13 protein-coding genes are annotated in these 13,999 nt (G+C 33.2%); 9 read left to right on the top strand and 4 right to left on the bottom strand.

Annotated features, from left to right (window positions below):
- The first annotated feature begins 68 nt into the window (after positions 1–68).
- Genes LpgJCM5343_RS08215 through LpgJCM5343_RS08205 form a run of 3 tightly spaced genes read left to right on the top strand, consistent with a single transcriptional unit; the run spans position 69 to position 1,858 of the window.
- On the top strand, positions 69–875 hold the full coding sequence (locus LpgJCM5343_RS08215; RefSeq protein ID WP_049149817.1) for a MurR/RpiR family transcriptional regulator: 807 nt from the start codon (positions 69–71) through the stop codon (positions 873–875).
- Positions 853–1,362 carry a hypothetical protein gene (locus LpgJCM5343_RS08210; RefSeq protein WP_039155699.1) on the top strand — a complete coding sequence of 170 codons (510 nt, stop codon included), beginning with the start codon at positions 853–855 and terminating at the stop codon, positions 1,360–1,362. The genes LpgJCM5343_RS08215 and LpgJCM5343_RS08210 overlap by 23 nt, the downstream gene beginning before the upstream one ends.
- 4 nt (positions 1,363–1,366) lie before the next feature.
- Positions 1,367–1,858 (top strand): PTS sugar transporter subunit IIA, encoded by a 492-nt coding sequence (locus LpgJCM5343_RS08205; RefSeq protein WP_020807592.1) that lies wholly within the window; start codon positions 1,367–1,369, stop codon positions 1,856–1,858.
- 69 nt (positions 1,859–1,927) lie between these two features.
- On the opposite strand, the gene LpgJCM5343_RS08200 is transcribed toward LpgJCM5343_RS08205, so the two are convergent.
- The 4 genes from LpgJCM5343_RS08200 to LpgJCM5343_RS08185 form a co-directional block, all read right to left on the bottom strand.
- Complete coding sequence (locus LpgJCM5343_RS08200; RefSeq protein ID WP_049149815.1) at positions 1,928–2,266, bottom strand: Rpn family recombination-promoting nuclease/putative transposase; 339 nt, start codon at positions 2,264–2,266, stop codon at positions 1,928–1,930.
- Between the two features lie 31 nt (positions 2,267–2,297).
- Positions 2,298–3,134 carry an Rpn family recombination-promoting nuclease/putative transposase gene (locus LpgJCM5343_RS08195; RefSeq protein ID WP_049149813.1) on the bottom strand — a complete coding sequence of 279 codons (837 nt, stop codon included), beginning with the start codon at positions 3,132–3,134 and terminating at the stop codon, positions 2,298–2,300.
- A gap of 111 nt (positions 3,135–3,245) precedes the next feature.
- Positions 3,246–3,623, bottom strand: a complete 378-nt coding sequence (gene mscL, locus LpgJCM5343_RS08190) for a large-conductance mechanosensitive channel protein MscL (RefSeq protein ID WP_003650024.1) — start codon at positions 3,621–3,623, stop codon at positions 3,246–3,248.
- Positions 3,624–3,756: 133 nt separating this feature from the next.
- The gene (locus tag LpgJCM5343_RS08185) at positions 3,757–8,853 is read right to left on the bottom strand and encodes a mucin-binding protein (RefSeq protein ID WP_239667485.1); all 5,097 of its coding nucleotides are present in this window, start codon (positions 8,851–8,853) and stop codon (positions 3,757–3,759) included.
- 496 nt (positions 8,854–9,349) lie between these two features.
- Here LpgJCM5343_RS08185 and pnuC point away from each other — a divergent pair, with 496 nt between their 5' ends.
- The 6 genes from pnuC to LpgJCM5343_RS08155 all read left to right on the top strand — a co-directional run bounded on the left by pnuC (position 9,350) and on the right by LpgJCM5343_RS08155 (position 13,997).
- Entirely contained in the window at positions 9,350–10,120 is a 771-nt protein-coding gene (pnuC, locus tag LpgJCM5343_RS08180) for a nicotinamide riboside transporter PnuC (RefSeq protein WP_003650026.1), read from the top strand.
- A 71-nt stretch (positions 10,121–10,191) separates the two neighbouring features.
- A complete protein-coding gene (locus tag LpgJCM5343_RS08175; protein WP_020807596.1) occupies positions 10,192–10,728 on the top strand; it encodes a PAS domain-containing protein in 537 nt (178 codons plus the stop codon).
- A 69-nt stretch (positions 10,729–10,797) separates the two neighbouring features.
- Positions 10,798–12,075, top strand: coding sequence for a peptidase T (gene pepT / locus LpgJCM5343_RS08170; RefSeq protein WP_039155710.1), 1,278 nt, complete (start codon positions 10,798–10,800; stop codon positions 12,073–12,075).
- A gap of 5 nt (positions 12,076–12,080) precedes the next feature.
- Positions 12,081–12,530: a DUF3290 domain-containing protein gene (locus LpgJCM5343_RS08165; protein WP_003650029.1), complete on the top strand. Its 450-nt coding sequence runs from the start codon at positions 12,081–12,083 to the stop codon at positions 12,528–12,530.
- A gap of 7 nt (positions 12,531–12,537) precedes the next feature.
- Positions 12,538–13,173: a DUF421 domain-containing protein gene (locus LpgJCM5343_RS08160; RefSeq protein WP_003650030.1), complete on the top strand. Its 636-nt coding sequence runs from the start codon at positions 12,538–12,540 to the stop codon at positions 13,171–13,173.
- Positions 13,174–13,187: 14 nt separating this feature from the next.
- Positions 13,188–13,997 carry an SIR2 family NAD-dependent protein deacylase gene (locus LpgJCM5343_RS08155; RefSeq protein WP_003651568.1) on the top strand — a complete coding sequence of 270 codons (810 nt, stop codon included), beginning with the start codon at positions 13,188–13,190 and terminating at the stop codon, positions 13,995–13,997.
- The last annotated feature ends 2 nt before the right edge of the window (positions 13,998–13,999 follow it).

The following is a 13,999-nucleotide window of genomic DNA, read 5'->3' as shown; positions in this document are numbered from 1 at the left end:
CTAGTCTTATGTTATTCTAGTAGTGTAATTATGATAGCATTTACATTACTGGGGAGATTAATGTAACAATGACTGACTTGAAAAGACGCGTTTGGGAAAAAAACGGAGAGTTAAGTGAATCTGAGAAAGAAATTGTTAGATTCTTATTTTCAAATTCAACATTATGTAGCCATTTGAGCTTAGCAAAACTAGCAAAAAGATTGTATGTTTCAGAATCTTCTATTTTTAGACTGTGCAAAAAAATAGGTTTATCAGGCTACAGTGAATTGCGGTTTGAATTATCAGATTTAACTCATGAAAAGAAAATGAATACGATTGATGTTGCAACTGAAGTAGAAAATGCAAGTCAAGAGGTGCTGAATTACTATAATACGTTAGATTTAGAAAAGGTTTTTTCTGATATTGAGCGCGCAAATACAATTTATTTATATTCAACAGGTTGGTCTCAAGAGTTAATAGCAAAATATTTGGCTCATGAGTTATTCATAATCGGGAAAAGAGCTGTAATTCTTCCATCGGCAATTGAAGAACTAAGAATAGTAAGTAGACGGGCCGTAGAGGGAGATATGCTGTTTATCATTTCTTATAGTGGTGATAATATTCAAATCCGCGATGAAATAAGTAAGATAAAACTTTTGAATAACAAAATAACGACAGTATCATTTACAACCTTGCGCCCAGCAGAGTTGATCTCATTAGTAGATTATAGTTTTTTCTTCCGTACCTTGAAGTTTAAAAAATTTTCTGGGGGAGAAGAGGCTACCAATGACGCCTTTAGTCCTGCGTATACTTTCATTGACCTTTTGATTGCTAAGTACTATCAGTGGGAGGAACAAAAAGGAGAGTTAGATAATGTGGACGATGACGAAGAATAAAGTAACTGATTTTTGTGATCAGATTATGGAACGACTACGGTTAAATATACGTTCTATTTTGAAGTGGTACTCAATTATTCTACTTGTTGCTCCGCTACTTTTTTGGGGACTGCTTGAATTTAGAGTTGTAATGACGAAAGTAAGTTTGGCAGATATGTTTCATAGTCAGCCCACGATAGCTGTTTCCGTCATTGTTGCCATTACTGATTTTCTTTTAGGATATTATTGCTGGATAAAGAAAGATAAGTTAGTCAATAGTACCAAAGAACTAAAAATTTTTTGGATTTGTCAGTGTTTCTGTCAGTTGCTAGTAGGCAATATTATTTGTTTTCTATTAAGTCTTTTTGGCTTACGTGCTTTACATAGTTTTAAAGTTACAGACAGAGCAATAGCGTATTTTAAGACAACTATTATCATCAGTACAGTATTGTATGTTTTGTGTATTCTTTTGCTGGGTTTAATTGGATTAAAAGGTTTAAGAGGTTAGAGAAATGTTTAATTTTTTTAAAAAGAAAAATAAAGGATTAGAAGTAGATGCCGCTGTTGATGGTGAATTAATACCAATTACCGAAGTAAAAGATGATGTGTTTTCTACTAAAATGTTAGGCGATGGTTATGCTATTAAGCCTACTAGTGGAGAAATTCATTCACCAGTAGAGGGCGACATATCTACTTTATTTCCTACTAAGCACGCTATTGGTATTAAGACCAAAGAAGGATTAGAAATCCTTGTACACTTAGGAATTGATACAGTGGAGTTAAATGGGGCACCTTTTAAGATGGAAATTCAAAAGGGAGATCATGTTACTCCTGGTCAGTTGCTTGGAACAATGGACTTAAAACAAGTTACTGATAGCGGTCGCGATGATTCTGTAATTGTTGTTTATACTAATATGGATTTAATTGAATCTATTACTCCTGTTCAAAAAGGATCTATTAGTTCTGGTGATAAGGTACAAATAATTACCTTTAGGAAAAATTAGACTTTAGTTTAAATACAAAAGACACTCATGACTTAATTTTTTATAGAGTCATGGGTGTCTTTTAACTATCTAATTATTTTTAATAAATTGTTTTAATTCTTCCTGAGAAAAATATGCACCATAATCATCAGTTAATTGTTTTAATATGAAGTCATTACTAGCATTTAATTTTCTACTGAGGTTAATCATCTTCTTGATGGCATCAATTCGTTCTTCTTCTTTACCGGTTTTTATCCCCGCTTTTTCGCCGACATATCGCATGTCATCAAGTTTCATTTGATAATCCATGAGTTCTTTCCTTCTTTCTGGATTGGTTTTGTATTTCTCAACGTTGCTTTGTAGCTTTTGGATAAAGCTATCATTTATGTTAATTTTACCAGTAAAACAGTGATATTGAAAAAACCACACGAGTTTAAGTACTCATGTGGTTTTTAACTATCTAATTATTTTTAATAAATTGTTTTAATTCTTCTTGAGAAAAATCATTCCCATAATCCTGAGTTAAGAGACTTAAAATTTTTTCATCATTAGCGCTGAATTGACGATAGCGTCGAATCATCTTTTTAATAGCATCAATTCGTTCTTCTTCTTTACCATTTTTTTCTCCGACATATCGCATGTCATCAAGTTTCATTTGATAATCCATGAGTTCTTTCCTTCTTTCTGGATTAGTTTTGTATTTTTTAACATCGCTTTGTAGCTTTTGAATAAAGCTATCATTTGTATTAATTTTACCACGCATTAGATCGAAAAATCCTTGTAGACGTGGCGTGATTTTTCCTTTTGTTCCACTTGCATTAAGCAAAATTAATTTTTGACCAATATTTAGCGGATCATACTTGAATCCCTCGGTGCTCCAAGTCGTATCATAGCGATACTGATCAAGTCCTAGAGGATCAGTTGGCAGAATTAAAATTAAATATGTGGTAGGCAAATTGCGATAATTTTCACCTTGCATAAACAGACTTTTATCCATCATTGAAAAATAATACCGCATTCGCTTTCCTAAAAAGTCTGGCAGAGTCATTTGTAATTCAATATCAAAGACTCGGCCCTTGTCGTCTGTAGCGTAGATATCTGGAATAATGCCGTGCATAGCAGGATGAAACTTCAATCTTTTTTGCGTTTCAAAATTAGCAGTTTGAATATGCAATTCAGGTGCAATTGCCCGCAAAAGGTCACGGCAATTAGTTCCTTGTTCCATAACCCAGCTAAAGATCGGATCAGCAGTGATATCTGCTTCATCAACGCGCTTTTCAAGCTCTTTTTTGTTCATAGAACGCTCCTTTAAGTGTATTAGAGAAAGATCTCTAATTTTAATTATGCAAAAAGGAGTTTTATTTTTTTGAAAAAAAGCATCCCTCAAACATTTAAGGGATGCAGTAGTCTATTTATTTTTTTCTTGTAATAGATCACGAATTTGACGAAGATATAATTCTTCATTGGTTGGTGTAGGATCATCTTCTTCGACTTCTTTTTTAGGCATCATTTTGTTGACTAGCTTAATTAAGAAGAAGACAACCAATGCGATGATTAAAAAGTTAATAACTGCATTTAAGAAACTGCCATATTTGAACGTAGCTTCACCGACAGTGAATTTTAAGTTTGATAAATCAATCTTACCAATAAATAATCCAATGAGAGGATTAATTAAGTCTTTAACTAATGAATTTACAATTGCGGTAAATGCTGCACCAATAATAACTCCGACAGCTAAGTCCATCATGTTACCACGAGAAATAAATTCTTTGAATTCTTTAATCATTTGCTTTTCCTTTCTAAAAAAGTAGCTATTAATTAAAAATTATACCGAAAGTAATTAACTTCTCACTAGAAAAATGCTTTTAGAACACAAAAAAACGTTAGAGTTTTAATCTAACGTTTTTGTTGAAAAGAAATTAATTCTTTCTCTTTCGTTTAAGTTCACTGCCAACTAGACCAAGTAAGAATGAAGTAGCGCCAAAGGCTAAACCGATTAGGCTAGCATCATTTGGCTTAGCGCCAGTTTGAGGTAAGTTGTTTTCTTCAGTTTTCTTAGTTTCGTGACTAGCAGCGTTTGTTGGTAAAGCTAAATGAGAAGAAATAGGTGATTTTGTTTCGTTGTTCTTTCTTACTAATTGGGTTTGTGTTGATTTAGCTGGTTTAGCAGGTTGAACCGGTTTAGTAGGTATAGTTGGTTTAGCAGGTTGAACCGGTTTAGTAGGTATAGTTGGTTTAGTAGGTTGAACCGGCTTAGTAGGTACAGTTGGCTTTGTAGGTTGAACCGGCTTAGTAGGCTCGGTTGGTTTGGTAGGTTGAACTGGAACAGCAGTGTAAACAACTTGGAACGAAAGGTCACTACTATTTGGTTGAACTGCTTGTGCAGCAATTTGTTTTTGATCGGCAGTATAGTTCTTAATGACTGGTGAGGTAACTGCGATAAAGGTATTAGAAACTGGAGACCAATCATTCAATTCTTCCTTGTTGGTTACCAAATCGAGCTTTCCAGCTTGAGTAAATTCTACAGAAGTATTATAAGTTGGTGCAGCTTCTTTGCCGTTATCATAAATATAGGTGATAGTTTCGTTAACAGTCTTAGAATTATTGATCTCTTTAAAGGCGTGTTTAAAGTGAACATCATAATTTTGATTGTTAGGCTTTTCATCATTATCATAGAAAATGTTTTTTTGATCAGTTGGATCACTGATTAAAACGTAATTATTAGCTACGTATTTATCAATTGTATCTTTAGTAGAATATTGTGAATTTGTATTAGGCGCACCAGATAAGCTCTTAGTTTCTAATGTTTTACCAGTAGTATCATCAATATAAGTTACATTAACATTTTCAGTTAATTCATACGGAACTTTAACCATAAATTCTGTACTGTTTGCTAAAGATTTAATCAAATCTTGATCCGTCGTAGCATTGAAGGTTAGTGGAGATACTATTTGATTATTAATTTCAAACTTCTTGGAAACAGGTGTAGTTTGAGTAATATTAGTAGGATCAATCTTATAAACAGTTGAAAATGTCACTGGTAGAGAAACAGCGTGACTATTATTTTCTATTGTCCATGTTTCCCAAGAAACTTGATTTGTAACCAAGTCTTTTTGTCCATTTCTAGTGAAACCGGTATTACCTAATTCAATAGTTTGGAGAGCTTGACCTTTCTTAGGACCATTTTCGGCATAAAGGACAACTTTTTCAGAAATAGACTTATTTTCTTTAACGTCATTTGTCTTATGAGTAAAGTGAGCGATGAAGTACTGGTCGACTTGATCATTAGTATCAAACTTGCCGTAAGTTACATCAGACAACGTATCGCCTGACAACTTAGTAGTTATATTTTTAGGATCATTACCTACGTTTACTGCAACAAAGTTATAGTTTGAAAAATCGTAATTGGATGGAATAGTAAATGAAATAGTAGATTTGCTTGTTCCATCTGTCTTAAGGTCTTTAGCAAAGTCAATGAATTTTCCTTCAGTATCATCATAGAAGCGAAGAACAGCACCTTGCTTATCAGCATTGTAGATGACTGTCTTCTCAATATTTTGAGAGTTATGGTCAACTTTAATAGCATCAATTTTAAGTTGATCTGGAGTATAGCCAGAAATTGTTGGAGAAGTGACTGAAGCGAAAGTTTGTGGAGCAGTCCATTTTGTATCAGTTGTGCCAGTAACTAAATCTTTTGTACCAGTTTCAGTGAAAGTGAGTTGGTTAGTAGCATCTTTAGCAGCTGGGGAACCATCTTTATAAATATAGTGAATAGTTTCGGTAACTGTCTTCTTGTTAGAAACAGGACCGATTCCATGTTTGAAATGAACTTCATAATTTTGATTATTAGGAAGTTCGTCGTTGTCAAATGAAAGAGGGGCTTGATTGGTTGGGTCGTTAACTAGAACATAGTTTTGAGCGACATATTTATCAATAGTATCCTTAGTTGAATAATTGGCTTCTGTATTAGGCTTACCTGATAATGACTTACTCTCTAAAGTTTTTCCAGTCGTGTCATCAATATAGTTAACTGTAATATTTTCAGCTAAAGTATATGGAATAGTGACTTTTAGATTAATAGTCTTATCATTACTCAATTCTGATGTTTCAAATGGCAGTTTAAGTGAAGAGTAGTCGAACACTTTACCATCTTTTGTAGCTTTAACTTGAGCTAAATCTAATGAATAAATTTTTTCTTGGTTATCAAGACCACTAACTTTTTCTGGTAAATTAAAGTTTTCAATGAATGCTTTATCAGGTGTCCAGTTAGACCATTTAGTATTTTCACCTTTAGGATCATTGACAAGGTCTACAGTTCTAGTTCTTGTGTAAGTAATTTTTTGGTCAATTGGAGAAGTTGCAGCATCAACCACTGTCTTACCTGCGTGGGGACCATTTTCATAGACATAGTTAACTTTTTCTGCAACTACAGCAGTTTCATTCTGATTATCTAATGCATGCTTAAAATGAAGAATAAACTCTTGATCCTTAGTTTCATCATTATCGAAGTTTCCATAAGCGATCTTTGAATAATCAGAATTTGTGATAGAACCATTACCAGAAACACCGGTAAAGATGTAGTGATTGTTCTTTAAAAAGTTAACGATATTATCTGCATCAGTAAATGAGATAGGCTGCTTGCTTGAATTATTGTCTAATTCAGAATAAGTATCAGTTAATGAGGCCTTCTGTCCATTTTTGGTTAAATAATCAGATAAGTTTTGATTTTCAGTATCATCGTAGAAAGTAAGGCGTGCATGTTCTGGGGCATAGTAATGAACTGTGTAAATTAATGGAACATTATTTTCAATAGTAATCTTACCGTCATTGTCGATATTTAACTTAATGACTGGGATTTCATCTTTATCAACTAAGGTATAATTCTTATCATTTGCATTAGGTGATTCTACAGCATTGAAACTGGAATCAGGTTGCCACTTTTCCCACGTAATGTGGTCGGTAACTAAATCGTTAGTTCCAGTGCGAGTATAACTTACAGTCTTATCATAAGGATTTGCGGCCGTTTTTCCTTCTTGAGTACCGTTAGCATAAACGTAATTAATTGTTTCTTTTATTGTCTTTTTGTCGCTAACTGGTGTAGTACCATGGTAAAGGTAAACGTAATACTTAAGTGATTTATCTTTGATATTAATCTTTTGACTGTTGTAGTTATTTTCTAAAGAATCTGTCTTAAAGTTTTGATTACTTATATTGTAATTTTTCAGATTCTTGCTGAAATCACTTGTTTCACCGTTAGTTGCTTGTTTATCTAACACGTAGCCTTGTTTCTTAAGATCATTGATAATATTGCTAGTTGGGTTATCAACAGTAGAATTAGTTTTAGCAATAATTGATCTTACGGTATCTGGAATTTCTTTATCGGTGTTTTCGTCAATGAAGTAGATTCTAACAACACGATCAACTGCAGGATCAAATTTGAAGTCGGTATAAGTTTGAGTAGAGGTATTAGTTGTACTTCCTGAACCGGAGTGTTTCCAATCATTTTCATTAACAATTGGAGTAGTAATTGAAGGCCCCACACCGGAATCTGGATTACTTGCCCAATTGTCAATAGCGTTAGGGTTTAATAGGGTATCTAACTGAATAAAGTAAGGCCCCATTGTAGAATAATCTACGCCGTTAACTGTAAAATTGCCTTTTTGATCAATAGTAATTTGTTTTTTGTCGCTAGAAATTGAGTCTCTTAAAAATTTTTCAAAGTTGGTGTCTTCAGGAAGAGTTGCAAGGTTACCATAGTACTTATTAATTGGTACTCTTTGACCCTCAGAATCAACGACTTCCATATCTGCTGGAATCTTGAAAGCCTTAATAGTAGATGGAAGAATTTCTTGCCCATTATTAAATTTTATGTTAGCTAAAACATTCATTAATGGATTTAAACTTGGATCTTTAGCAGAACCATAATTCCACTCAAGTGCGTATTGCATTAGCCGAGCAGATTTCTGTTTATCAGCAGGAACATCTGCCGCGGCACTTGGTTCTGGTCCATAATAAGTTGCACCATTTTCGGTATAAGAACCATTATTACCAGGATAACCGTCTTGCCCAGGGGTTCCAATTAATTTTGGTCCCATAACAAAACCGTGAAGAATTTCTTTGGTTACAACTAGATCTTTATATGGAGTAATCTTGATTGGTAAGTTTTGAGTAAATTTTTGGTTATTAAATAAAGTTACGGTAACAGGTAAATTGAAGTCTGGGTAAGTACCGTGAATGTCCTTATATTGCTTAGTTGCGTCATTATCAGCTGTAAAATAAAAGGTTGGATTAAAATTTGATAGAATCCCATCATCACTACCAGTATAAGTAAAAGTAAAGATTTTATTGGTATTTGTTTGTGATGTGCTTATCTCAAAGTCGTTAATCTTAGAAGGAGGAGTACTAAAGCGTAACAAGTTATTAGTGGCAGCGATTGAAACTGTGATTTTTTGTCCATTATTAATAGTAATGTGGTTCTCTTTATTTTGATTAATATGAACTCTAATTGTTCCTTGAGTAACATTAGCCATCATTGACTTATTAGCGTCATCACCTGTAATACTTACAGCTGTAGATTGATTCTGATCAGTGGTAGTTTGAATTTTTTCTTCAAAATTAATTGCTTGAGCTGATGCTTGTGTAGTGTTTGCTTTTTCTGACTTAGTAGCGAATAAGTTAGTTTCTTGCCTAAAAGTAGCTTCACTATTTTTACTAGTTTGATTTACAGAAGTTTGTTCATTATTTTGAACAGTTTTAGTGCTAGTTGTGGAATCTTCTGAAGCTTTAGTTTTTTGAATATTTAAAGTGCGCGATTTGAGAGAATCGGAAGTACTTTCTTGGCTAGTAACATTTTGACTTGTAGTGTTTACTTCAGCAGCATGCGCGGTATTAGAACTTTCTAAAAAGAATGTTGTACCTAATGCAACAGTAACTAATCCAACTGAAAGTTTTCTAAGGCTAAACTTTTCTTTCCCATTAAGCTTAGCAATAAAAGATAAATCATTCTTATGTGACATTTCTTTTTCCTCGATTACAATCATTTTATATATAAAATAACAATTTTGTTTTCCAACAAGTTATTATAACTCAACTTTAAATAATGAAATCAAAAAAGATTGATTAATCTGAATATTCATATTATTTTTGATAAAAAGTTGCTATTAATAGCTTTAAAAGGCAAAGACTATAAATTTTATAACATAATAAAATAAGCACCTAATTAAAAAACGTTATTAAAAAAAGTATCAAAAAAATAAATTGGAACGTAAAGTTATGCTGATGATGCAAGCTGAAAGGTCAAAAAAATATTAAATTATTCGAAAATCCTAATGACTAAGAAAAGAAAGCGTTTTATTTAACTGGAAGGAACGCCTACCGCATATTTACCTAAAGATGTAAACTCTTGTTTTGAATTTTTTGACTACTATACTAGATACAGATGCTTTTTTGAGTAAAAGGCGGATAAGGCACAATATATGGTGTGACCTAATATAGAGAAAGAGGAGTTAATGGATGGATAATTCAACATCATTACAAGAAGATCATAAGGAAAGAAAGGATAATTACTTTGTTTGGCTATTTAAGCAATTACATGGCTGGCCAGTACAAAACTATATGCTTTGGTTCTTTGCCTTTGGGTTTCAATTGGCTATTTTGATTCAAAACAAAATTACTACTTTAACACTAATTACTTTCATTGGTACTCTACTTGGAACATTATGTGTGTTAGCAATCAATGCTACTAAGGCAATTAATGGTTGGCTTGGTTTAATTTCGGCAGCTTGTTTTATTTATGCAGGTTTAGCTGCTAAAAATTACTTATCGATTTTTGAGCAAATTGCTTATATTTTAACTTTAGACTTACCAGTTATTATTTCAGTTAGATCTTGGAATGATGATACTAAGAACCATTTACGTAAATTTGGTGCTAAAGAATGGATTATTGCAATTGTTGGTACCTTAATTGTGTATGCAGTATCAGGTTACTTAATTGGTAAATTTACTAACGATCCACGTCCTTGGATTGATGCAATTAGTTTCGCTATTTCATTAACTGCTGGAATTATGTGTTTCTTACGCTACAACAACCAATACTTCTGGTGGACTGCTAGTGGAATTTTTCAATTAATTCTTTGGGGTGTAACTTACGCACAAGGAGATGCAACTTTAGCAATGGCAGTTAACTCCTTAATTTATGTTGTTAATGACGTTTTGGCCTTTACTGTTTCCCCTTGGTTTAATATGGGAAGAAAGCGTGAAGGATTAAAAGCTATTAAAGACTAATAAAAATCGAAATAAGTTAAAATGAGCATGTCGAGTTTCGGCATGCTTTTTTGTTTGTGAGGTATAAATAGATGAATGAAAAGTGGAAAAAGAAATTGGCAAATGCAGCAAATAATGATGACTATGTAAAGCTAAATACGGGCTTAATGAGAGTATCAGATTTAAATAATTATTTATCATCTTTTCCTAGTAACTTGCTTGCTTTTAATAAATTGGGAAAATTTACATATTATAAACAATTGCCGGGAATGAACTATAATCCACCAGAGCTTGGAGAAAATATTATTTCGTTGGGTAAAACAGAGCAAGAAAAGAAACAGTTAGAGGAAGTCTTCCACAAATTAAGCACAGGTCGGGAAAAAGAATTCCGCTTTGCGGACCAGACTAATACTCAAAAGAGGTTTATGGTGGATAGTTATCGTGCTGTTTTTGATAAAAATCATCAATTTTCAGGAATTAATGAGAGTATTCAAGATATTTATCCACTTGTGGAATATTATTTAAAGGAAACTGGGCAAAAATTAGTTGATGATCCAAATAATCCGAATGGTGAAGTTTATCGTAAAAATCAAGAAATTGATGCCGAAAGTGGAGCGTCTGAATTATAGAAAATTGACATAAGCATATTTTTCCTTAAAATATAATTAAAATATCTAGGAGAAGGGAATGTAGTTAAAATGGCTGTAATTGATCAAGCGTATATTCAAGATAAATTTATTGAATATTGTAAGGTAAACACGCGCTCAGATGACCAAAGTAAAGAAGTACCAACAACACCTGGACAAATTGAATTGCTAAAAATAATCGAACAAGAATTAGAAAATTTGGGCTTAGAAAATATCTCTTTTTCTAAAAAAGATTCATATCTTGTTGGAAAACTACCTGGCACAGTGAGAGATGAACAAGTTACTCCGATCGGTTTTGTGGCCCATGTGGATACAGCTGACTTCAATGCAGAAAATGTTCAGCCGCAAGTACATCAAGACTATGATGGAAAGGATATTGTATTAAAAGAGGGGCGAGTTTTGTCCACAAGTGAATTTTCTAGTTTGAAAAAGCACTTAGGTGAAACTTTAATTACTGCTGATGGAACAACCTTGCTTGGAGCGGATGATAAGGCCGGAATTGCGGGTTTATTAGGAATGCTCAAATATTTAAAAGAAAATTCTAGCGTAAAGCATGGCGATATTTGGGTTGCTTTTGGTCCTGATGAGGAAATTGGTAAAGGAGCAGCTCGTTTTGATGTTCAACGTTTTCCAGTTGAGTTCGCCTATACTCTAGATAATGGAGATCCAGGTGACATTGCTTTTGAAACTTTTAATGCAGCAGCTGCTACAATTCATTTTCATGGTACAGTTGTTCATCCCGGAGAAGCATATGGCTTAATGGTTAATGCTGCTTTGATGTCTAGTGAATTTATCCAAGGCTTGCCAGCTGATGAGGTCCCAGAAAATAGTAAGGGCTTTGATGGCTATTTTATGGTTTTATCCAATAACGGTAATGTTGATCATGCCCAAATTCAATTGATTATCCGAGACTTTGATACTGATGGCTTTGAGAAAAAGAAAAAGTTAGTCACAGACCTAGTGGATAAGTTAAATGAAAAATATGGAAAAGATCGCGTAACCTTAGAGTTGCATGATCAATACCGTAGTCCTGGTGATTTAATTAAGAAATATCCTTATGTTGTAAATTTAGTTTTACATGCCTATGACGCTCTAGGATTAAAGCCTAAAATTATTCCATTTCGCGGTGGAACAGATGGAGATTTTATTTCAGAAAAGGGCATTCCTACACCTAACTTATTTAATGGTGGTGCGAACTTCCACGGGCCATATGAATATGTAACAACTGAGAGTATGGCATTGCTTTCTAGAACTTTGATTGAAATTGCTCGGCAACATGTTTTATTAAATAGTAATCGTGATGAACGTCCATTAAAGAGAAAGTATTAAGTTAAATGAATTTTTATACAATAAATTATATTCAAAGTCACCAAAACACTGATCGGACGGCCTTATATATCTTAATGATTGTAGCAGCTAGTGCGATGATTATTTTTACTATTCTTTATTTACGAGATCGTTTTAATACCAGGTATCGTGATTTAGGAATCATCGCACTTTTATTTTTGGTATTATTTGCTGGTACTCAGTATGAAAAATATATTCAAAATAATGAGCAAAAATCAAAGGCTGCTCAAATTGTTCCTTTTATTAAGTCAATTGCAGACGATGCAAATGTTAAGAAAAGCGATGTAATGGTAAGTTCGACGACCTTGCAAGATGGAATGATTATCCGAATCGATTCCAAAAATGAAGATTATCAATTGAATTTAAATGAAGATAATAATAGTTACACTTTGACTCGTGCTCATGTAATTGATCATCATGTATATGTACAAAAGTAGGTAAAAGATGGATTATACACAATTATTTATTAAGTTTGCTTTAGGGATCTTAACTCTCATTATTCAGATTAACGTTTTTGGTAAGAGTAATTTAGCACCAACTACAGCATTAGATCAGTTACAAAATTATGTCCTTGGTGGAATTATTGGTGGTTTAATTTATAATTCCAGCATTACAATTATTCAATTTTTACTCGTATTAGTGATTTGGACTTTGGTAGTCTTTATTTTGAAGTTTGGACGTGAACGTAGTAATTGGGTTCGTAATTTAATTGATGGAAAACCGGTTCAAGTGATAAAGAATGGTCAGGTCTTAGTTGGAAATTGCATGAAGGCGGGTATTTCAGCTAATGAATTAATGTTTAGATTGAGGAGTCGAGGAATTTATTCAGTTGAAAAAGTTAAAAATTGCATTTTTGAACAAAATGGGCAGTTAACGGTAATTGAAAACGATGAAGATAATATTCGCTTTCCAATTATTAGTGATGGTCAAATTAATGATGACGTTTTAGATTTAATTCATAAATCTAGTGCTTGGCTTGAACAAGAAGTAACTAAAGCTGGTTATAATAGTATTGATGATGTCTTTTTAGGAGAATATATCGAAGGAAAACTACGTTTGGTTGGATATTCTGAAAAATAAAAGGAAGAAATAACATGAAAGATTTTAAACAAATACAAAAATGGCTAGCTGAAGCAGATGCAGTAATTGTTACTGCTGGTAATGGCTTTGCACAAATGGAGGGGCTTGATATGTTTGAGGACGCGGCTTTTCCAATTGAATATCAAGCAGTAAGCAAAAAATATCATGTTAAAACTATTGCAGATGCCTTAGACAAAAATTTTGATTCCTGGGATGAAAAATGGCAGTTTTGGAGTCAGTTAATTAATGAATATTCAGTTGAATATGAACCAAGTAAGGCAATGAAGCAATTAAAAGAGCTCTTAAATGGAAAGAACTATTTTATTGCGACCAGTGCTTTTGGTCACTTTTTTGAAACAGCGGGATTTGAGCAAGAGAAAATTTTTGATGTTTTTGGCGATTGGACTAGAATGCAGTGTTCTAGTGGATTAAACCATGGTACTTACTCTGATTTGTCTGTTGTAAAGAGATATATTAATGGACAAGGCGAGATTCCGCGCTGCGAAGATTGTGATTCACCAATGGAAATTCATATGCCGCTTAATGCACATTTCTTCCCAGATGAAGATGCTAATACAAGATTTCGGTGGTTTTTAACTAGAAATCAAACTAAGAAAGTTGTGGTTTTAGAATTAGGTGTTGATCCAACTAGTCCACAATTGCTTGATCCAATGGTAAAATTAGTAGAACAATTTAAAGATTGGCATTATGTTGCAGCCGATTTAAGTCAGGATGAATTACCTGATAACATTCAAAAAAGAAGTGCCGGGTTAGGGATGGCGCTTCCTGAAGTGATTGAAAAAATTTCTAAAAATGAAGGTTAAAA

Origin of the sequence: Lactobacillus paragasseri (assembly GCF_003584685.1) — a bacterium.
Classification (GTDB): domain Bacteria; phylum Bacillota; class Bacilli; order Lactobacillales; family Lactobacillaceae; genus Lactobacillus; species Lactobacillus paragasseri.
This window is presented reverse-complemented; position numbering and strand designations above follow the sequence as displayed.